Source organism: Pseudarthrobacter sp. lyk4-40-TYG-27 (assembly GCF_030209295.1).
In the GTDB taxonomy this organism is placed as follows: domain Bacteria; phylum Actinomycetota; class Actinomycetes; order Actinomycetales; family Micrococcaceae; genus Arthrobacter.
Window position 1 is genome coordinate 497002 of record NZ_JARVSH010000003.1, and the last position, 21581, is coordinate 518582.

Sequence of the window (21581 nt, forward strand, 5' to 3'; positions counted from 1 at the left end):
CCTGGCCCGCGACGGCACGGCACAGCACGGTGCCGGGGCGGGGGATAATGGCCGCATGGGGAAATCAACAAAACTTTCGCTTGCCGTAGCTGCGCTCGTCCTGGGTACCTCCCTGGTGGCCTGCGACGACGGTAAGAGCGGGGCCGAAGCCGCGGCCCAGCAGTTGGCCGGCGCGGTCTCATCGCTTGACGTTGGCTCGGTGGCCTTTGACGGCAAGGACGCCGCCGCGGCCAACGACCAGCTGCACCAGGTCTTCGCTGCCCTGGATCCGCAGAAGCCCGAGGTCCAGGCAGGCGGACTCACCCTCGACGGCGATAAAGCGTCCGCGCCGCTGAGCTATACCTGGAAGTTCGGCGACGCCGAATGGAAGTACACCAGCTCGGCGAACTTCAAGAAGTCAGGGGACAAGTGGCTGACGGTGTGGGACCCGGCCCTCCTGGCACCCGGCCTGACGGACAGTGAAATTGTCACCAAGGGCTCCCAGTCCCCCCAGCGTGCCGACATCCTTGGTGCCGGCGACGTACCCTTGGTCACCTACCGTCCCGTGGTGAATGTCGGTATCGACAAGCCGCAACTGGGCGCCGCAGACCCCTCCGATTCCGCCGGCAAGCTGGCCGCGCTGGTGGGAGTGGACCCGGCGGCGTATGCGCAACAGGTCAAGGCTGCCGGTGCACAGGCTTTTGTCCCTGCCATCACGCTGCGTGAAGAAGGCAGGACCATCTCGGATCAACAGATCCAGGCGATCCCCGGAGCGCGCGGCATCCCCGCGTCCATGCCGCTGGCTCCCAGCAGGACGTTTGCCCGCGCCGTGCTCGGTTCGGTCGGCGAAGCCACCGCGGAACAGATCGATGCATCCGAAGGCGCCCTGGACGCAGGGGATGTCACGGGCATCGGCGGGCTCCAGCAGCAGTACGACGCACAGCTCCGAGGATCAGATGCCGTGGTCATCCGGGCGCAGCGGGCCGACCTGACGCGCGAACAGATCCAGTCCGCCGGCACCGACCCCAGGCGCGTCCTTTTCGAGGTGGCACCCAAGCCCGGTACGCCGTTGAAGACCACCCTCGATCCGCGCCTCCAGACCCTGGCTGAGTCCACCCTGGAGGGTGTGGGCCCGGCGTCGGCCATCGTGGCGCTTCGGCCCTCCACCGGCGCCGTACTCGCCGCGGCCTCCGGCCCGGGCAGCAACGGCTACAACACGGCCATGCTGGGCCAGTACGCCCCGGGCTCGATCTTCAAGATGGTGGATTCCCTGGCCATGTTCCGCAACGGCATGAATCCCGATTCCACCGTCCAGTGCACCCCCACCCTCACAGTAGACGGGCGCACCTTCAAGAACTCCGAGGGCTACCCCGCGACCTCCCTTGGCGCGGTGACCCTCCGGGACGCCTTTGCGCACTCCTGCAATACCGCCTTCATTTCCCAGCGCGACTCGGTATCGCAGAGTCAGCTCGAAGCCGCGGCCACCTCCATGGGCGTCGCGGTGGAAGCGCCGAAACTCGGGGCGGAAGCGTTCTTGGGTTCCGTGCCGGGGCAGGCCCAGGGCACCGAACACGCGGCCTCCATGATTGGCCAGGGCAAGGTTTTGCTCTCCCCCCTGGCTGCTGCGATCATGGCCGGCTCTGTTGCCAAGGGCGCCCCCGTTTCGGCGCAGCTGGTCCTCAACCCCGATGCCGCTGCCCCCGCTGCGGGAACCACCGCCGGGTCCACTGCCCCGGCCGCCGCACCGACTGCCACGGCGACGGCCGAGGCGCCGTCCACGGCATCGGACAAACCGATCACGGCAGCGGAGGCGGCATCGCTGGCTGACATGATGCGCGCCGTGGTTACTTCCGGGCATGCAGGCTTCCTGTCCAGCGTCCCCGGGGCACCGGTAGGGGCGAAGACCGGAACCGCCGAATTCGGCACCGAGAACCCGCCCAAGACGCACGCGTGGATCGTGGCCGTCCACGGGGACCTGGCGGTGGCCGTCTTCGTGGAAGACGGCGGCCTGGGCGCCACCACCTCGGGTCCGCTGCTGAAGCAGTTCCTCACCGCCGCCGGCTAGGCTCCGCCGTGGGAGGATTGACGGCGTGGCCCATATTGACGTTTCCGGCATCGACTACTTCCTCTCCGACGGCACCCAGCTCCTGAACGGAGTCACCTTCAAGGTCCCGGACGGTACCAAGACCGCCTTGATCGGGCCCAACGGCACAGGAAAGACCACGCTTTTCCGGATCATCGCCGGAGACCTGGTCCCGGATGAGGGCGTCATCGGGCGGTCCGGGAACATGGGCATCATGCGCCAGTTCGTGGGGCAGGTCCGTGACGGTTCAACAGTCCGGGACCTCCTGGTGTCCGCTGCTCCCCCGGCTTTGGCGGCCGCTGCGCGCGAGGTGGATGATGCCGAGCTGGCCATGATGGAGCACGACGACGAGCCCACCCAGATGCGGTACGCCCAGGCCATCGTGGACTGGGGGGACGCCGGAGGCTACGACGTCGAGACCGTCTGGGACGAGGTCTGCATGGCCGCGCTGGGACTGCCGTTTGACCGCGCACAGCACCGCCCGGCGTCGACCCTTTCCGGCGGCGAGCAGAAACGCCTGGTGCTGGAAGCACTGTTCGCAGGCCCGGACGACCTCCTCCTCCTGGACGAGCCGGACAACTACCTTGACGTGCCGGGCAAACGCTGGCTCGAGGAGAAGCTGAACGAGTCAAGGAAGACCGTCTTCTTCATCAGCCACGACCGCGAGCTGCTGAACAACGCCGCCGGGCGCATTGTCACCCTGGAGCCGGGGATCAACGGAGCCGCAGCATGGATCCACGGCGGTGGATTCGAATCGTACGTGGAGGCCCGCGCGGACCGGAACGCCCGGTTCGAGGAATTGCGGAAGCGCTGGGACGAGGAGCACATCAAGCTCAAGGAACTCGTCAACATGTACAAGAACAAGGCCGCGTTCCGCTCTGACATGGCCAACCGCTACCACGCCGCCCAGACCCGGCTGGCAAAGTTCCTCGAAGTGGGTCCGCCGGAGGCACTGCCGATCGAACAGAACGTCCAGATGCGGCTCAAAGGCGGACGAACCGCCAAGCGCGCCATCGTTGCCGAACGGCTGGAACTGACCGGCCTGATGAAGCCCTTCTCCACCGAGGTCTGGTTCGGCGACCGGGTCGGCGTGCTCGGCTCCAACGGCTCCGGCAAGAGCCACTTCCTGCGGCTGCTCGCCACCGGCGGCACCGATCCCGAGCGGGAACACCTGCCGGTCTCCGATGTGGAAATCGCCGAGGTCCCGCACGAAGGGACCGTCAAGCTCGGTGCGCGGATCCGGCCCGGGTTCTTTGCCCAAACCCATGTCCGGCCGGATCTCCTGGGCAAGACGCTCCTGGAAATCCTGCACCGCGGTGACGAACACCGTTCGGGGCTGGGGCGGGAGGCGGCCGCCGGCGCCCTGGACGGCTATGGCCTGGCGGGACAGTCCGAGCAAAAGTACGAGTCGCTGTCCGGCGGCCAGCAGGCGCGTTTCCAGATCCTGCTCCTGCAGCTCAGCGGAGCCACCCTGCTGCTGTTGGACGAGCCAACGGACAACCTGGACCTGCACTCCGCCGAGGCGCTGGAGCGCGCCATTGACCACTTTGAGGGCACGGTCCTTGCCGTCACCCATGACCGCTGGTTCGCTCGGACGTTCGACCGGTTCCTGGTGTTCGGATCGGACGGGAAGGTGTACGAATCAGCGGAACCGGTCTGGGACGAACAGCGGGTGGAACGCGCCCGCTGAGAATTCGGTGAGCAGTCTGATGAGCAAATGATCATCAATTGATAGCATTTGATCATGAAGACGGATGAGCGGCACAGGACTATTGCCGAAATCCTCCGGCGGCAGGCCGAGGTGAGCGTCGAAGAACTGATGCTGGCCTGCGATGCTTCCGGGGCCACGATCCGTCGCGACCTTGAAGCACTGGCAGGCAACGGCGTCCTCCGTCGGATCCACGGCGGAGCCAGGAGCCTGATCGGGCAAGGGCAGCACCCCGGCTACGGGCTCCGGGAGCTGGAGGACCGGGACGCCAAGAGGCGCATCGCCGCCGCCGTCGCCGGGCTGCTGCTGGAACGCGAACACGTGTGGCTGGACAGCGGGAGCACGGCAACCGAGGTGGCCCGTGCCGTGACCGGCCGGGAACTGACCTTGATGCCGATGTCCCTGCCCGGACTCAATGCGGCCGCCGGCGGGGACACTGCCGCAGGCTCCAGGCCTGCACTGTTGCTGCCAGGAGGGAGCCTGGTGCCCGGTGAGCTCTGTTTCCGCGGACCCCTGGCGGAGTCCAACATCAGGTCGTTGCGTTTTGATACCGCCGTGCTCACCCCCTGTGCCGTTGACTTTACTGACGGCCTCCTGGCCCACGACCTGGACGATGCCGCGGTCAAGAGGGCCGGCCTGGACGCGTCGGCGCGGGTGGTGGTTGCCGCATCGGCGGCTAAATGGCAGGCGCACGCGAGGGTCCTTATCGGCGGCCTGGACCGGGTTGACGTGATTGTCACCGACCGGAAATTCAGTGGCCGGGAACAAGCCCAACTCGACCAATACTCTGTGGAAGTAGTGAACGTATGAGCACCAACGCCGGCACCGAACAGCACGTTGGACTGAAAGCGGCGGCCGCGGCCACGTTCGTGGTCTTTGGCATTAATGGACTGGTGTTCGCCAGCTGGGCTGCACGGATCCCGGCCGTCACGCAGACGCTGCACATCACCTCCGGCCAGATGGGCACGCTGCTGCTCTGCACGGCCGTCGGGTCGCTTTTGGCGCTCCCCACAGCGGGCATGGTGGTAGGCCGGATCGGAACGGCGAACACGGTCCGCTTCGCCGGCCTGCTGGCGGCCGCCGCGGGCATCGGCATCGCCCTGGCGCTCTCGGCCACCTCCATACCCGGAACCGCGGTCTCGCTGTTCTTCTTCGGAATCGGCATCGGCCTGTGGGATGTTGCGCAAAACATCGAAGGCGCGGACGTAGAACACAAACTCCGCCGGACTGTCATGCCGCAATTCCACGCTGCCTTCAGCGGTGGTGCGTTCGTAGGCGCACTGGTTGGCGCCGGCCTGTCCAGCCTGGGCGTGGACCTTCCCCTGCACCTGATGGTCATTGCCGGTGTGGTGGTGCTGGTGGCCCTGACCGCGCCGCGCTTCTTCCTCCCCCACATTTCCACGGCAGCCACGCCCGGGGAACCCGAACCTGCCAAGGGCCCCTCGGCATGGCGGGACAGCAGGACGTTGCTGATCGGCGTCGTGGTCCTGGGAGCCACCCTCACCGAGGGGGCCGGCAACGATTGGATCGCCAAAGCCTCCGTGGACGGCCTGGCCACCTCGGAGTCCACGGGCGCACTCATGTTTGCCCTCTTTGTCCTTGCCATGACAGCAATGCGCTTCCTCGGCGGCCGGGTGATCGACAAGTACGGCCGGGTGGCCGTGCTGCGGGCCAGCATGGCGGCCGCAGCAGCCGGGCTGGGCCTTTTCGTCCTGGCGCCGAACATCTGGCTGGCCGGTATCGGTGCGGCACTGTGGGGCGTCGGCGCAGCGCTGGCTTTCCCGATGGGGATGTCAGCAGCCTCCGACGACCCCAGGCATTCGGCAGCACGCGTATCCGTTGTATCCACTTTGGGTTATATATCGTTCCTGGCCGGCCCGCCGCTGCTCGGGTACCTCGGCGACCTCACCGGCATCCACACCGCGCTGCTGGCGATCATGGCACCGATCCTCGTGGCACTGCTGCTGGCCGGTGCCGCCAGGCCCCTGCGGCTGGAGGACACCAAGGAGCCCTGACAGGATCCGGGGCCGCCGCGCAGGCAAGGGCGTGGAACCGAATGCTAAAGCGGCAGGGGTTTAGGGTGATCACATGCAAAGCACCAGGCACCGCCGGCGGAGTTGGCCCAGCCGCGTCGACAGATTCCTTCTCCAGCATGTTTCTAACCTTCCCGGCGGCAGCCACGACGTGTTCTTCCGACGGCTCTCGGCCTCAGCGAACCAGGGAAAGCTCTGGATCGGTATCGCAGCCGTCCTGGCGCTGTTCCCCGGCAAATCCCGGCGCGCTGCCGTCCACGGGCTGATCGCCCAGGGCGTCGCCTCGGCCGTTACGAACATGGTGTTCAAGACCCTGCTCCCCCGGACCCGGCCGAAGCCGGAAAATCTCCCGGTGTTCCGCTTCGTCCACCCCCAGCCCCAGAGTTCCTCCATGCCTTCGGGGCATTCAGCGTCCGCCGTCGCCTTCGCGGTGGGCGCCGGCCTGGTCCAGCCCGCCCTTGGCGCTGCCTTGGCGCCCGCGGCCCTTGGTGTGGCCTACTCGAGGGTCCACACCGGTGCGCACTGGCCTTCGGACGTCATCTTCGGTTCGGCCCTCGGTGCGGGCGCCGCCCTGGTGACCCGGCACTGGTGGCCGGTCCGGCCGCCCATTCCGCAGACGGCCCGGACGTGGACCGATGCTCCTGGGCTGCCCGGTGGGGAAGGCCTCAGCATCGTGGTCAACACCCTGGGTGGATCCTTCAAGGTGGAAACGGCCGCCGCCCTCAAAGATGTATTCCCTAAGGCACATATAAACGTTGTGCAGCCGGACGATGACCTCGTGCAGCAGATCAACGCGACCGCGGACGTCCCCGGGACCCTTGCCCTGGGTGTGTGGGGCGGCGACGGAACCGTCGGCGCCGCGGCTGCTGCCGCCGTCGACCGTTCCCTGCCCCTGCTGGTTCTGCCCGGGGGAACCCTCAACCACTTTGCGCGGGACGCGGGGATCGGAAACCTCAAGGACGCCGTGAAAGCGGCGACCAAGGGTGAGGCCGCACTGGCGGACATCGGCCTGGTGACCGCGGAGCGTGGCCTCGCGGGCCATCCCGAAGTGTCCGAGCTGGTCATGCTCAACACGTCCAGTGTGGGCCTCTATCCCAATCTCGTACGTCGCCGGGAGCACCTGCAACCCGCGCTTGGAAAGCCGCTGGCCGGCGTCGTTGCCATGTTCCGCACGTTCGCCGCGGGAACCCCCATCACTCTTTCCGTCGACGGTGTCCGGCACAAGGTGTGGATCGCCTACCTTGGACGGGGCCGCTACTACCCCCGGGACCACGCGCCGCTCATCCGGCCCGTCATGGACGACGGCGTACTGGACGTCAGGCTGATCACCGCCGACGAGTCGTTCGCCCGCGTGCGGCTGCTCTGGGCCGTCCTGACCGGAACGGTGGCAAGTTCCAGGATCACGCACCTGCGCGAGGCCTCCACGGTCACCATTGATGCCGACGGCGCACCCATGGCCCTTGCCGTGGACGGTGAGGCACTGGCCGGAGTGCGCCGGGTCGCTTATTCAGTGCGGCGCAACGCGCTGACGTACTACTCCCCACGCCCCTGAACAGGGAAGGCTTTGGTCCGGAGCAACCCTGATTCTCCCCTGAATCATCCCTGAGTAGGGCGAAATGCGGCGGTGGCCCCGTTAGCGTAGGGAGTGAACTCCCACAGAACGCCATCTGCAGCCACGCGCTGCCGTCAAAAGGAAATTTCATGATCGAGGCAAACGGGCTGACAAAGGTGTACGGGGCGAAGACCGCCGTGGCCGGTGTCAGCTTCACCGTCAGGGCAGGGCAAGTCACAGGATTCCTGGGCCCGAACGGGGCAGGAAAGTCCACCACGATGCGCATGATCATGGGACTGGACCGGCCGACATCGGGATCGGTCACAGTGAACGGCCTCCCCTACGTCAAGCACACGGCTCCGCTGCGGCAGGTGGGCGCCCTACTGGATGCGAAAGCGGTCCATACCAGCCGCAGCGCGTACAACCACCTGCTGGCCATGGCCGCCACACACGGTATTCCCAAATCCCGGGTGCACGAAGTGATCGAGATGACCGGCCTCGACGCGGTGGCGCGAAAGAAAGCCGGCGGCTTCTCACTGGGCATGGGCCAGCGGCTGGGCATCGCTGCGGCGTTGCTCGGCGACCCGCAGACCTTGATCCTGGACGAACCCGTCAACGGGCTGGACCCGGAAGGCGTGGTCTGGGTGCGGAACCTGGTCCGTTACCTCGCCGGGCAGGGACGTACCGTGTTCCTCTCCAGCCACCTCATGAGCGAGATGGCCCAGACCGCCGACCACCTCATCGTCATCGGCCGCGGCCGGGTGATCGCCGATGCGCCCATCCGCGACATCATTACCGGCAAGGGCCAGGCCCGCGTCCGCGTCCGCACGGACCAGCCGGACCGGCTGCGGCAGCTGCTGGCCGGCCGCGGCGCCTCGATCGAGGTCCCGGAACGGGAAATGCTGGAAGTGACCGGCCTCGAACCGAAGGCAATCGCCGCGGCAGCCCTGGAAAACCAGGTCATGGTCTATGAACTCACCCCCCTGACGGCCAGCCTCGAGGAAGCGTACATGGAACTGACCAAAGACGACGTCGAATACCACTCCCTGCCCGCCGCGGAGGTAAGCAAATAATGAGCGCCATGACCACAGAATCCACGGCTTCGCCCGAACCGGCATCATCGTCCGCAGGCCACAGCCACGGCCACGGAGGGTCCCTGCCGGGCCCCACGTTCTTTCGGGTGCTCAACTCGGAACTCATCAAGTTCCGGAGCCTGCTCTCAACGCTGATCCTGCTCGCCGCCACGGCGGTTGTGATGGTGGGCTTTGGTGCGCTGTCCGCATGGGGCACCGGCCAGTTCGCCAACGCGGCATCGCGGGATCCGCAGGCGGCCGTGCGGGCGGCCTCCCAAGGCGGGGACCTCGCGATCAGCGTGCCCACCTCGGGGATCGCCTTCGCCCAGCTGATCCTTGGGTCCCTGGGCGTGCTCTTGATGAGCTCGGAATTCACCACCGGCATGGCGCGGTCCACGTTCGCGGCAGTGCCCAAGAGGCTGCCTGCGTTCACTGCCAAACTGGTGGTGGTCATGGTGGTCTCCTTCGCGGTCACGGCCCTCTCCACCTGGGTGGCCGGACTGGTGGCGGTTCCCATCCTGGACAACTACGGACTGAAGCTGGACCTGGCAAGTTCCGAATCCGTGAAACTGCTCCTGGTCAACAGCATCTACGTTGCAGCCGTGGCCGCGATCGGCATGGCCCTGGGCACGCTGCTTCGGAACTCGGCCGGCGGCATCATGAGCCTGGTGGGCATCTTCTTCGTGGCACCCATCGCTTTCCAGCTCATTCCCGGCGACTTCTTCAAGGAGGCCCGGAAATACCTGCCCGGCAACACGGTTGAGCCGCTGACCGCCGCCCAGCACGTGCCGGACACCCTCGAAACGTGGCAGGCGGCCTTGGTCCTGGGCGCCTGGGTGGTGATCCCCGTGCTGATCGCCGCCGTCCTGCTGAAGCGCCGGGACGTGTAGGAGGGATATCCTGCGCCGGTGGCCGGCGCGTGGTTTCCGGCACATTACAAAAGTGCCTGGTGGGAAACATTATTTGCCCATCATGGTTCCTGCTTGGAGTGCCGTCCTGTTAGGCGCAACCAGATCTGTTGGAGTGCACAAAGCAAGGCGCATAATGGCGGACCTAGGGTGAAACGACGATGTGGTGCACCACACGGTCCGCCGCGGTGCACCAATGAACGTCGCACAACCTCTGCAATTTCCCAACAGGACGGCACTTCCATGCATGCTGACCAGCAACTCTCAAAGTCCCTGAAACCCAGGCACCTGTCCATGATCGCCATAGCCGGCGTGATCGGTGCAGGGCTCTTCGTCGGCTCGGGGGCCGCGATCCAGCAGGCCGGCCCGGGCATCCTTGTCGCGTACGCAGCCGCCGGCCTCGTGGTCATCCTGGTGATGCGCATGCTGGGTGAAATGGCCGCAGCCAACAAGGAAACGGGCTCTTTCTCGACCTATGCGGACAAGGCCCTGGGCCGCTGGGCAGGGTTCAGCATCGGCTGGCTCTATGCCTGGTTCTGGATTATCGTCCTGGGCATCGAGGCCACCGCCGGTGCGGCCATCATGCACCGGTGGGTGCCGGGCATCGACCAGTGGGTCTGGGCCCTGGTCCTCATGGTGCTGCTGACCTTGACCAACCTCGGCTCGGTGAAGTCCTACGGCGAGTTCGAGTTCTGGTTCGCCTCCATCAAGGTGGCCGCGATCGTCCTCTTCCTGGTCTTCGGCGCCGCCGCCATCCTGGGCCTGGTCCCCGGCGTCCCGGCCCCCGGCCTGAGCAACCTGCTCAACAACGGCGGATTCATGCCCAACGGTCCGGGCGCCGTCCTGGCCGGCATCCTGGTGGTCGTCTTCTCCTTCTTCGGCGCCGAGATCGCCACGATCGCCGCCGGCGAATCCGAAAACCCCGTGGACGCCGTCAAGAAGGCCGTGAAGTCAACCGTCTGGCGCATCCTGGTGTTCTACATCGGTTCCATCGCCGTGGTGGTCACCCTGCTCCCCTGGAACTCTGCGTCCGTCGCCAAGAGCCCGTACGTTGCGGTCATCGAACTGTTCGGCATCCCCGGTGCCGGCACCATCATGGACGTCGTGGTCCTGACCTCCGTCCTGTCCTGCCTCAACTCCGGGCTGTACACCGCAAGCCGCATGCTGTTCTCGCTCTCCACCCGCGGTGACGCCCCGCGCTCCTGGACGAGGATCTCCCGGCGCGGAGTTCCCGCCGCCGCCGTGCTCGCTTCCACGGTGGTCGGCTTCATCACGGTGGGCCTGAACTACATCGCACCGGACACGGTGTTCCTGTTCCTGGTCAACACTTCCGGTGCCATCGCCCTCTTCGTCTGGCTGGTCATCTCCGTGTCGCAGCTGATCCTCCGCCGCCGGATGGGTGCCGCCGCACAGGACCTCCAGCTGAAGATGTGGCTGTTCCCCTACCTCACCTGGGCAGCAATCATCAGCATCGTGGCCCTGCTTATCGGCATGGTGATCGTGGAATCGACCCGCGAATCACTGTTGCTCTCCATCGCGTTGGCGGTGGTGGTGGTTGCTGTGGGCGTGCTGCGCTACCGGCGCAAGGACGCGGCCATGGCAGCGGAACCGGCAAGGGCATCCGAGGCCGCAGCGCCGGTGGAGTAGGCCGCATTAGACTCGGGACCATGCCTTTGACTTCCTCTGCCGCAGACCACATCCAGGACCTTGGCGCCTTTGTCAGCGCATCGCCGTCGAGCTTCCATGCTGCCCACGAGGGCGGCCGGAGGCTGGAGGAAGCCGGCTTCCTCCGCCTGGACGAGCTGCAGCCGTGGGAGGGCGGGCCCGGCTCCTTCTTCATGATCCGCGACGGCGCCCTGATCGCCTGGGTGGTTCCCGAAGGAGCCGGACCCGCCACCGGCTTCAATATCCTTGGCGCCCACACCGACTCGCCGTCCTTCAAGCTCAAGCCGAAGCCCACCACCGGCGCCCACGGCTGGCTCCAGGCCGGGGTGGAAATCTACGGCGGGCCCCTGCTCAACTCCTGGCTGGACCGGGAGCTCCGGCTCGCCGGCCGGCTGGTGATGCTCGATGGCACGCAACACCTGGCCGCCACCGGGCCGCTGCTCCGCTTCCCGCAGCTGGCTATCCACCTGGACCGGGCAGTGAATGACGGGCTTACCCTGGACAAGCAGCGCCATATGAACCCGGTGTGGGGGCTGGGAAACCCCACCGATGCGGACCTGTTGAGCGTCCTGGCCGCGTCCGTTGACGGCGCCTCCGTTGATCCTGCCGGCATTGGCGGGTACGACGTCGTCATTGCGGACACGCAGGCGCCTGCGGTTTTTGGGGGCAAGGGGGAGTTCTTCGCATCCGGGCGGCTGGACAACCTGTCGGCCACGCACGCCGGGCTTGCGGCCCTGGCCGCGCATGCTGCGTCCGGCACGGCCGGGGGACCCATTGCCGTGCTCGCAGCGTTCGACCACGAGGAAATCGGCTCCAACTCCCGCTCCGGTGCCTGCGGACCCATCCTTGAAGACGTGCTGGTGCGCATCTCCGACGGCCTGGGTGCGACGGTGAGCCAACGGCGGCAGGCCCTCGCGGCGTCGTTCTGCCTGTCAGCCGACGCCGGGCACGCGGTCCACCCCAACTACGCCGAGCGGCACGACCCCGCCAACCACCCCGTGCTCAACGGGGGACCGCTCCTGAAGATCAACGCCAACCAGCGCTACGCCACTGATGCGTTTGGCGCGGCCTTCTGGGCCAGGCTTTGCGGCGAAGCGGGCGTGCCGTACCAGGAATTCGTCTCCAACAACGTGGTGCCCTGCGGTTCCACCATCGGACCCCTCACCGCCACAAGGCTGGGCATCCGGACCGTGGACGTGGGCGTGCCGTTGCTGTCCATGCATTCCGCACGGGAGCTGTGCGGAGTGGAGGATCCCCTCCGCCTCGCCGCCGTCTCGGAGCTGTTCTTCCGCACCCCGGCCTAGCCAGGCAGTTTGTGGCACCACAAAGGTTCGTGCGGGTACCCACATAGGTAGCCTGCCGGACTCCGGCTAGGGGGTTTCCCCGGCCTACGGTGGGGACACACGGATGCCGTTGGGTGTCCGGCCCACGGTTCCGGGCCGGACACCAGGTCCTCGCAGTCCTGCCAACGATGGCATCCGTCGACCACTGACAGATGCGACAGGTGCCGTGCCGGGTGACCGGCGCGAGGCTGAAACGGGGAGTGCAGACCCCTTTTCCAGCCGACGTGCTCCTGCGCTGTGACCATGGAGCCGGAATGACATCTGCACTTGGGCGCCTGCCCCGCCGCATCCACAAACTGGGGATGGCCGGGTTGGTGACACCGCGGGGAACAACGGCCCTCGAGGGCCCGCTGCAGCGGGCTGTCACGCTGGGTGGCGTCAGGGTCGACCTGATGAGCCGTGAGGACGCCCTGGCAGCCATCATGGAACGAGCCGCGGGTGCCCCCGAGACCCCCCTGGGTGTGCTCTCCGCGAACCTGGACCACGTCAACCACTTCGGGACCGGCGGCCGCTGGGAAGGAACGCTGGAGATCCCGCAGTTGGAGTGGCTGACGTTGCTGGACGGCGCCCCCTTGGTGGCCAAGGCGGCGGAACTCACCGGCCAACGGTGGCCCCGCCTCGCAGGAAGTGACCTGATCGGCCACATCCTCGATGACGCCGCTGCACAAGGACGGACCGTCGGTTTCCTGGGTGGGAGCCCGGAAGCCCAGGAATTGGTTGCCACGCGGATCGAAGCGGAGCGCCCCACCCTGCGCGTGGCCGGCTGGTGGGCGCCGTCCCGCCAAATGCTGGGTGATGCCACCGCCGTCACGGAACTGTGTGCAGACATCCGGGCCGCCGGAGTGGACATCCTGGTGGTCTGTTTGGGCAAACCACGGCAGGAACTCTGGATCGGGGAGTACGGGCCGCAGACCGGGGCGAAGGTCCTGCTGGCGTTCGGGGCGGTCATCGATTTCCTCGCCGGCCACATACGCCGTGCGCCCCGGCAGGTGAGCGCTATGGGCCTTGAATGGGCGTGGCGGCTGGCCATGGAGCCACGACGGCTCGCCAAACGGTACGTCGTGGAGGGGCCCGAAGCCTACCTGAAGCTCCGCCGGCACAGTGCCAACGTCGCGCCCGGGCAAAGCACAGGCCCTGCCCCTCGACCCGCTTCCGGTCCCACCCGGCGGGCCGGCACCACGGCAGGGGACTTCACCCCGACCGACCAGCACGCCGATGTTGCCGCGCTGGTGGTGACCTACAACAATGGCGCGGACGTCTGCGGGCTGCTGGAGAGCCTCCGGCTCCAGACCCGGGAACAGTCCATCAAGGTGGTGGTTGCGGACAACTCGCCGAGCCCGGAGACCCTTTCCTGCCTGCAGGAGTTTCCTGTCGTGGCCGCCTTCCCCACCGGCGGGAACCTCGGGTACGCGGGCGGCATCAATGCGGCCTACGCGAAGGCGGGAAGTGCGGATTCGTACCTGGTCCTCAACCCGGACCTTAGGCTCTGCCCCGGCGCGGTGATGGCCCTGCGGAAATCCATGGCGGGCACCGGCGCGGGAGTGGTGGTCCCCTTGTTGCGAGACGACGACGGAAGCGTCTACCCCTCGCTGCGCAGGGAACCGAGCATCTCGCGCGCGCTGGGCGACGCCCTCCTCGGAAGCAGGTTCCAAGGACGCCCCGGATGGCTGACCGAAATGGACTTCGACGCCGAAAGCTACGCCCACCCGCACAAGGTGGATTGGGCCACCGGCGCCGCGCTGCTGATCCGCTCCGACATCGCGAAACAGGTCGGCGGCTGGGACGAGTCCTACTTCCTGTACTCGGAGGAGACGGACTACCTGCACCGTGTCCGCGAGCTCAAGGCCGACGTCTGGTTCGAGCCCCTTGCAGCCATGGTCCATTCCCGCGGCGGGTCCGGGAGCTCACCGTCCCTGGATGCCCTCATGGGGGCGAACAGGATCCGCTATGTCCGAAAATTCCATCACGGAAGCTACGCACGAATTTTCCGTGCCGCCGTCGTACTTTCTGCCCTGCTGCGGGCACCGCTGCCCGCCCACCGGGGAATCCTGGGACTGATCGCCAGGGAGTCACGATGGGCCGACCTGCCGCACGCCGTCGCCTACCCGGGTGGCCCCGGCCAGGAAAGGGATTTCCCCTCCGGGACGGTCATCATTCCAGCACACAACGAGGCCCCGGTCCTCGGGCGGACGCTGGCAGCACTCACCGCACCCATCGCGAGCGGGAAGGTGGACGTGGTGGTTGCCTGCAACGGTTGCACCGACGGAACTGAAGCCGTGGCCGGTTCCGTGCCGGGCGTCCGGGTTGTCTCCGTGGAGGCCGCGTCCAAGACCGCTGCCCTCAACGCCGGCGACCAAGCCGCCTGCGGGTGGCCGCGGCTGTACGTTGACGCCGATATCGAGGTGCCGCCGGCCGCCCTGCGTGCCACCTTGGAGGCATTGTCCGACGACGGCGGGCCCCTTTGCGCCCGCCCCGCCTTCACGTATGACACAGCGGGCGCCTCCTGGCCGGTCCGCGCCTACTACCGGGCACGCAACCGGCTGCCCCAGGCATCGGCATCGATGTGGGGTGCCGGCGTTTACGGCCTGAGCCGCAAGGGGCATGAACGGTTTGGTGAATTTCCGCCCATCACGGCCGACGACTGTTACATCGACCGATTGTTCGACGCCTCCGAAAAAGAAGTCATCGCCTGCCCGCCGGTGACAGTCCGCACGCCACGGACCGGAAAGGCCCTGCTCTCCACCCTGAGGCGCGTATATCGCGGGAACAACGAACTCCGCGATGTTCCGGGCACGCAGTCGGGACGCACGGCCAGTCAACTGGCGCATTCAATCAAGGGTCCCGGCTCCGCGGTGGATGCCGCCGTCTATGCCGCCTTCGCGCTTGCGGGCCGTGCGGCCCGGCGCCGAAAAAACACCGCGTGGGAGCGGGATGACAGCAGCCGCAATTATGAATTGCATTCCTGGGGAGTGGGTTGGGGATAAATTCCCTGAATTAAGGACCGAATTTAATCCCCGCATTCCTCAACAGCCGCCTATTCCTTGATCCGGGTAGTGCAGGCACCTGGCGCTATTCACGTCTCGAAATGGAGTTAAAGTGTTTGCAAAATCAAAGCCCGTCGAAAGCAGGCTGCGTGCGGCAGCAAGTTTTTCCGTATTGTTCCTTATCGCCGCGATGCTGTCTTTCAGTTCCACTCTTTACCAGGCTCCGGCGGCCCACGCCGATGCCTGCACGCCCCCCGTTGCCAGCGCCGTCGCGTGTGAAAACTCACTGCCAGGCACCCCGTCCTCGGACTGGGAGGTTTCCGGATCCGGCGACTCGTCCATCCAGGGCTTCGGAACGGCGATGAGCGTCAACCAGAGTGAATCCATCAGCTTCAAGATCAAGACCACCGCCAGCGCCTACCACATCGACATTCTTCGATTCGGCTACTACCAGGGGAACGGGGCCCGCAAGATCGCCGCCAGCATCCCACTAACGGCCAAACTGCCGCAATCCCAGCCCGCCTGCCTGACCCAGTCCGGGACGGGCCTCGTCGACTGTGGAAACTGGGGGGTTTCCGCGTCGTGGACAGTCCCGGCATCCGCAGTCTCGGGCGTGTACTTCGCCCACCTGGTCCGCAACGATACCGGCGGGGACAGCATGATTCCGTTCGTAGTCCGCAACGATGCGGGAAAGAGCGGCATCGTGGTGCAGACGTCCGACACAACGTGGCAGGCCTACAACACTTACGGCGGCAACAGCCTCTACCAATGCACGGTGGCATGCCCCACCGGCAATCCACAGGCCTACAAGTCAGCGTTCAAGGTGTCCTACAACAGGCCGTTCCTTTCCACGGGCGACCAAGGCCACAGCTGGCTCATGGACACCGAATACCCGATGATCCGCTTCCTGGAGGCGAACGGCTACGACGTCAGCTACATCAGCGGCCTGGACACGGCGACGCGAGGCCCGCTGCTGCTCAACCACAAAATGTTCATGTCCTCCGGACACGATGAGTACTGGAGCGGAACACAGCGCAGCAACGTGGAAGCCGCCCGGAACGCAGGCGTCAACCTGGCCTTCTTCAGCGGCAACGAGGCGTTCTGGCGCACCCGCTGGGAGGCCTCGATCGATGGCAGCCAGACCTCCGGGCGCACACTGGTCTCATACAAGGACACCCACTACAACACGCCCGTAGACCCGGTGGAATGGACCGGGACCTGGCGCGACCCGCGCTTCGGCACGTCCACCGGTGGCGGAAACCCGGAGAACTCGCTGACCGGACAGTTCTTCCTGGTCAATTCCGGCTCCGCGGACATCAAGGTCCCCGCCCAATACGCGGGCATGCGGCTGTGGCGCAACACTGCGGCCGCCAAACTGACGGGAACCCAATCACTCACGCTCGGAAGTGGCCTGGACACGCTCGGTTACGAGTGGGACATCGACGCCGACAACGGATTCCGTCCTGCCGGCGCATTCAAATTGTCCTCAACCACTGTTTCGGTGCCTGAGGCATTCACTGACTACGGCAGCACCACTGCTGCTTCCAGCCAAACACACAACCTGATCATGTACCGCGCCCCCAGCGGCGCACTTGTCTTCGGTGCCGGCACGGTCCAATGGGCCTACGGCCTGGACAACTTCACCATTCCCACAAGTACCCCCGACAAAAACATGCAGCAGGCCACCGTCAACCTGTTCGCCGACATGGGTGTCCAGCCGGTTACCCTGATGACGGGGCTGGTAGCGGCGGCAAAGTCCACCGACACCAGCGCCCCTGTTTCGACCATCACATCGGGGCTAAACGGCCAGACCCTTGCCGACGGCTCCAGCGTCACCATCTCGGGAACGGCCTCCGACGCCGGCGGGGTAGTGGCCGGCATCGAAGTATCCACCGACGGTGGAACCACGTGGCGCCCGGCCACCGGGACCACCAGCTGGTCCTACACCTGGACGGTGCACGGCAGCCCGGCAGTGACCGTGAAGACCCGAGCCACTGACGACTCGGGGAACACCGAGGTGCCAGGATCCGGGGCTGCGGTCAACGTTTCCTGCCCGTGTTCCATCTTCGGGTCCAGCATGATCCCCGACACGCCCGATTCCGGCGACGGCGGAAGCGTGGAAGTCGGGATGAAGTTCACCGCCCAGGCGGCAGGAACCGTCACCGGCGTCTCCTTCTACAAGTCAAGCCTGAACAAGGGAACGCACGTCGGCAGCTTGTGGACATCGGGCGGAGCCCGGCTGGCCACGGCAACCTTCACCAACGAGACGGCAACCGGCTGGCAAACGGTCAACTTCGCCACACCTGTGGCCATCACCGCAAACACCACCTATGTGGTCTCCTACTTCGCTCCCCAAGGGCATTATGCGCAGGCCGCGGGCTTCATGTATCCCAACCCGTCGCCCATGCCGGCCGGACACTCGTCCCTTGACAGCGGCGTGCTGCATGGCCTGAGGAACACCCCCAGCTCCGGCAACGGCGTCTACACCTACGGGGCCAGCAGCGTCTTTCCCCAGTCCTCCTACAACGCCGAGAACTATTGGGTGGACGTCAAGTTCGTTCCGTCGGCATCAGTGCCGCCGGCAGTCTCTTCGACCGACCCGGCCAATGCAGCCACCAACGTCGCAATCACCAAGGCGCCGTCGGCTACCTTCAACCAGGCCGTAACAGCGGGCAGCATCACCTTCACGCTGAAGAAGCCTGACAACACGGCAGTGGCAGGCAACGCCGCCTACAGCTCGGGCACAGTCACCTTCACCCCTTCCGCCGCGCTGGCGTACAACACCACGTACACGGCGACCGTCAGCGGCGCCACCAATGCGGCCGGCCAAGCAATGGCGGGCCCCTACACCTGGACGTTCACAACCGGGGCACCACCTCCCGCTCCGGCGGTCAGCAGCACATCGCCGGCAAACCAGGCCACGGGCGTGCCCATCTCCGTGACCCCGTCAGCGACGTTCAACCAGGCGGTGGTGCCCACCTCGGTGGTCTTCAGCGTGCTGGATCCGTCCCTGAACTCAGTGCCCGGGACAACCAGCTACAGCTCCGCGACCAACACCTCCACCTTTGCGCCCGGCAGCCCGCTCGCGTACAACACCACCTACACGGCTACGGTCAGTGGTGCCACGAACAGTTCCGGCCAGGCGATGGCAAGCCCTTACTCGTGGACCTTTACCACCGCCACAGCACCTGTCCCGCCCGCAGTGACGTCAACGCTGCCGGCAGACAAGGCGACGGCGATTGGCGTCAATACGGCACCAAGCGCGACGTTCAACCAGGTGGTTACCGCCAACAGCATTACCTTCACCCTCCAGGCCGGAACCACCAGCGTGACGGGTACCAGCAGCTACTCGGGGACCACCGTGACGTTCACGCCGGGCTCAGCACTGGCCTACAACACCACCTACACGGCGACCGTCAGCGGGGCGACGAATGCGGCGGGACAGGTAATGACCGCGCCCTACAGTTGGACCTTCACTACGGTGGCCCAACCCACGGCCAATTGCCCCTGCAGCGTGTTTGCCGCGAACGCCCTGCCCGGGACCATTGACCAGCCGGACGGATCGTCGGTGGAACTTGGGATGAAATTCCGTTCGGATATTGCCGGGAACGTCACCGGCGTCCGCTTCTACAAGAGTTCCGCAAACACCGGCACGCACACCGGAAAGCTCTGGACCAGCGGAGGGCAGTTGCTGGCCAGCGTGACCTTTACCGGAGAGTCGGGGTCCGGTTGGCAGCAGGCAAACTTCTCCACACCCGTGGCCATCCAGGCGAACACGACGTACATCGTTTCGTACTACGCACCCAACGGGCACTATTCGGCGGACGGAGCTTTCTTCACCAAAGGCGTGGACAACTATCCGCTTCACGGCCTGGCCAGCGGGGTGGACGGACTCAACGGCGTGTACCGTTACGGCACCTCCGCGTTCCCCTCCAGCAGCTACAACAACGCCAACTACTGGGTGGATGTGGTGCTGAACGGGTCGGCGTCGGTCAGCGTGCCCACGGTGTCATCCACCTCACCGGCTGCCGGTGCCACCAACGTGGCCACCACCAGCACGGTGAAGGCGACCTACGACAGGGCCGTTGACCCCAGCACCGTGGTCTTCAACGTCAAGGATGCTGCAAACGCCAACGTACCCGGGACCCTCAGCTATGACACGCTGACCAACACCTCGGTGTTCACCCCCGCCACTGCGCTGGCCTACAGCACAACCTTCACGGCTACGGTTTCGGGTGCCAAGGGAAGCAACGGACAGGCCATGGCAGCGCCCTACACCTGGTCGTTCACCACGGCTCCGCAGCCAACGGCCGGCTGCCCGTGCAGCGTCTTCGGTCCCACCGCGGTTCCATCCACGGTCACCGCCCAGGACAACTCATCGGTGGAACTGGGCATGAAGTTCACCTCGGACACCAACGCCACCGTCACGGCGGTCCGTTTCTATAAGGGACCGCAGAACACGGGTACGCACGTTGGCAAGCTCTGGACCTCAGGAGGCCAGCTGCTGGGCTCGGTCACGTTCACCAATGAGGGCGCGTCCGGATGGCAGCGGGCAACGTTCGCGACGCCGATTCCGATCAGCGCCAACACGGTCTACGTGGTCTCGTACCTGGCGCCCAATGGGTATTACTCGGCAGACGGCGCCTTCTTTGCCGGCAAGTCGGCGGACAGCGGCATCCTCCACGGTTTGGCTGACGGCACCAGCGGTCCCAACGGCGTCTATGCCTACGGCGCCGGAGGGTTCCCGAGCAACACCTGGAACGCCACCAACTACTGGGTGGATGTGGAAGTCACCACCCCCTAGCAGCCGGGGACAACCGGCGGGGCAGCCGCAGGGGCCCGCGACGCAATCCAGCGTCGCGGGCCCCACCCGTGCCAGGAGCGGGATGGGCGGGACATGATGCTTGGCCTGCGCAGTCGTCTTCCACGAGGTCGACCTTCACAAGGGCCGGGGGGAGGGGACCTCAGCCAAGGCCGCAGGTGTTGCCTCCGTTGAGGCGGTAGATGTGTACCGCATTGGCGTCGCTGAAGGAGTCCGTAAAGGCGTGGTTCGACACGGGCACCGAACGGTTTTCATCCAGCACTTCTGCCTGGTCCGGGCCGCCGCACCGAACAGAGAAGGTCACGGACTGGGGTCCGGGACGCGTGGCTGCCGCCAAAACATAGAAGTGGCCCGCATTGGCTTTCACGGCGAAATCAACGTCCTTGCTGTTTGCGGTCACGAGCCCCGTTACCGAACCCGTGTTCAGCGCCGGAGCGAGGGTGGTGATGAGCTTGTTCACGGCGGCTACCGTTGGACGGATCGCGGTGCCGCATTCATCCCGGAGCACATGCTGGGACTGGCACTGGCCGCCAAAATTGTGGTTGAAATAGACGATTCCCCGGGCGCCGTGGATGATGCTGCTCCATACGGCGGACCGAAGCTGGGCGGGACTGATGGTGAGTGAATCACTTTCGGAAAATGGGTGGCCCACCTCGACAAACGCCCAGACCGGTTTGGAGCCGGCGGGCTGGACCAGGGACCGTACCCGGTCAACCGTCCAGCCGTAGTGGGCCCCGGTGCGGCATTCCGCGTCAGTGAGATCCCGCCCATCCGCGAAAACTGCCCCGCCTTCGACATGGCTGCAGATATAGGGATCCGTAAACCAGTAGTTGTCCGCGGAGACGACGTCCTGGTAGCTGTTGACGAATTGCGCGGCCTGCGGATTCTTGAGTTGGAACGTTACGCCCTTGCCGTAATTGGAATAGAGCAACGCCCGCGGCGGGAAGAGTTTCACCAGCGCTTCCTGGACGGTGAAACCGCATTCGGAGGCCACGGGCTCGCAGATCACACCTTCACCTTGGGACTTGCCGGTCCACGAGGAGTTTCCCCCGCCCGCCCACATGTCCACTTCATCGGAGACGACGAACCCGGAAGCGCCGGGGACCACTGTGGAGGGGAGCGCATGAAGGCCGCTGCCCCGCACCAGCTCCACATTCGAGTCATCAGTGAGCTGCACGTAGGTGTTCAGGCCGGCACCGCGGTCCGCGGCGATATCCGCTTCCTGCAGGACGCTTTCAAACCACACGCCCAGGGGAAAGAAGCTCGGCTCGGCCGGCAGGGTCGGCGAGAACTTCCCGTAGAAGCCCGGGCCGCCGTCAATCCCCTGGACGCTGACCCCTTCAGGAAGCGGATCTTGAGCCGATCCTGAGGACGCGGAGAAGGCGCTTGACGACATGCATGACGTTCCTAAAAGGCAAGTCAATAGAATTG

12 protein-coding genes are annotated in these 21581 nt (G+C 66.0%); 11 read left to right on the forward strand and 1 reads right to left on the reverse strand.

Annotated features, from left to right (window positions below):
* Nucleotides 1-55: 55 nt before the first annotated feature.
* The 11 genes from QRM96_RS06815 (at nucleotide 56) to QRM96_RS06865 (ending at nucleotide 20132) form a co-directional block, all read left to right on the forward strand.
* Entirely contained in the window at nucleotides 56-2044 is a 1989-nt protein-coding gene (locus tag QRM96_RS06815; RefSeq protein WP_018762832.1) for a penicillin-binding transpeptidase domain-containing protein, read from the forward strand.
* A gap of 25 nt (nucleotides 2045-2069) precedes the next feature.
* Nucleotides 2070-3752, forward strand: a complete 1683-nt coding sequence (locus QRM96_RS06820) for an ABC-F family ATP-binding cassette domain-containing protein (protein WP_109044839.1) — start codon at nucleotides 2070-2072, stop codon at nucleotides 3750-3752.
* Nucleotides 3753-3806: 54 nt separating this feature from the next.
* Nucleotides 3807-4580, forward strand: coding sequence for a DeoR/GlpR family DNA-binding transcription regulator (locus QRM96_RS06825; protein WP_133832412.1), 774 nt, complete (start codon nucleotides 3807-3809; stop codon nucleotides 4578-4580).
* Nucleotides 4577-5785 carry an MFS transporter gene (locus QRM96_RS06830; protein ID WP_018762835.1) on the forward strand — a complete coding sequence of 403 codons (1209 nt, stop codon included), beginning with the start codon at nucleotides 4577-4579 and terminating at the stop codon, nucleotides 5783-5785. The genes QRM96_RS06825 and QRM96_RS06830 overlap by 4 nt, the downstream gene beginning before the upstream one ends.
* Nucleotides 5786-5858: 73 nt before the next feature.
* On the forward strand, nucleotides 5859-7355 hold the full coding sequence (locus QRM96_RS06835; RefSeq protein ID WP_285318943.1) for a bifunctional phosphatase PAP2/diacylglycerol kinase family protein: 1497 nt from the start codon (nucleotides 5859-5861) through the stop codon (nucleotides 7353-7355).
* 149 nt (nucleotides 7356-7504) lie between these two features.
* Nucleotides 7505-8428: an ABC transporter ATP-binding protein gene (locus QRM96_RS06840; RefSeq protein ID WP_109044837.1), complete on the forward strand. Its 924-nt coding sequence runs from the start codon at nucleotides 7505-7507 to the stop codon at nucleotides 8426-8428.
* Nucleotides 8428-9318 carry an ABC transporter permease gene (locus QRM96_RS06845; RefSeq protein WP_231369906.1) on the forward strand — a complete coding sequence of 297 codons (891 nt, stop codon included), beginning with the start codon at nucleotides 8428-8430 and terminating at the stop codon, nucleotides 9316-9318. Before QRM96_RS06840 ends, QRM96_RS06845 begins: the two co-directional genes overlap by 1 nt.
* Before the next feature lie 261 nt (nucleotides 9319-9579).
* Nucleotides 9580-10983 carry an amino acid permease gene (locus QRM96_RS06850; RefSeq protein ID WP_285318944.1) on the forward strand — a complete coding sequence of 468 codons (1404 nt, stop codon included), beginning with the start codon at nucleotides 9580-9582 and terminating at the stop codon, nucleotides 10981-10983.
* A gap of 20 nt (nucleotides 10984-11003) precedes the next feature.
* A complete protein-coding gene (locus QRM96_RS06855) occupies nucleotides 11004-12305 on the forward strand; it encodes a M18 family aminopeptidase (RefSeq protein ID WP_285318945.1) in 1302 nt (433 codons plus the stop codon).
* Between the two features lie 293 nt (nucleotides 12306-12598).
* Nucleotides 12599-15328 (forward strand): WecB/TagA/CpsF family glycosyltransferase, encoded by a 2730-nt coding sequence (locus QRM96_RS06860; protein ID WP_285318946.1) that lies wholly within the window; start codon nucleotides 12599-12601, stop codon nucleotides 15326-15328.
* A 112-nt stretch (nucleotides 15329-15440) separates the two neighbouring features.
* A complete protein-coding gene (locus QRM96_RS06865; RefSeq protein WP_285318947.1) occupies nucleotides 15441-20132 on the forward strand; it encodes a DUF4082 domain-containing protein in 4692 nt (1563 codons plus the stop codon).
* 160 nt (nucleotides 20133-20292) lie between these two features.
* Here the strand turns inward: QRM96_RS06865 and QRM96_RS06870 are convergent, their stop codons facing one another.
* Nucleotides 20293-21546: a hypothetical protein gene (locus QRM96_RS06870; protein ID WP_018762843.1), complete on the reverse strand. Its 1254-nt coding sequence runs from the start codon at nucleotides 21544-21546 to the stop codon at nucleotides 20293-20295.
* Between the last annotated feature and the right edge of the window lie 35 nt (nucleotides 21547-21581).

Coding starts and splice junctions, on each gene's coding strand:
- QRM96_RS06815 (WP_018762832.1), top strand. CDS start 56: ATGGGGAAATCAACAAAACTTTCGCTTGCCGTAGCTGCGCTCGTCCTG.
- QRM96_RS06825 (WP_133832412.1), top strand. CDS start 3,807: ATGAAGACGGATGAGCGGCACAGGACTATTGCCGAAATCCTCCGGCGG.
- QRM96_RS06830 (WP_018762835.1), top strand. CDS start 4,577: ATGAGCACCAACGCCGGCACCGAACAGCACGTTGGACTGAAAGCGGCG.
- QRM96_RS06835 (WP_285318943.1), top strand. CDS start 5,859: ATGCAAAGCACCAGGCACCGCCGGCGGAGTTGGCCCAGCCGCGTCGAC.
- QRM96_RS06840 (WP_109044837.1), top strand. CDS start 7,505: ATGATCGAGGCAAACGGGCTGACAAAGGTGTACGGGGCGAAGACCGCC.
- QRM96_RS06845 (WP_231369906.1), top strand. CDS start 8,428: ATGAGCGCCATGACCACAGAATCCACGGCTTCGCCCGAACCGGCATCA.
- QRM96_RS06850 (WP_285318944.1), top strand. CDS start 9,580: ATGCATGCTGACCAGCAACTCTCAAAGTCCCTGAAACCCAGGCACCTG.
- QRM96_RS06855 (WP_285318945.1), top strand. CDS start 11,004: ATGCCTTTGACTTCCTCTGCCGCAGACCACATCCAGGACCTTGGCGCC.
- QRM96_RS06860 (WP_285318946.1), top strand. CDS start 12,599: ATGACATCTGCACTTGGGCGCCTGCCCCGCCGCATCCACAAACTGGGG.
- QRM96_RS06870 (WP_018762843.1), bottom strand. CDS start 21,546: ATGTCGTCAAGCGCCTTCTCCGCGTCCTCAGGATCGGCTCAAGATCCG.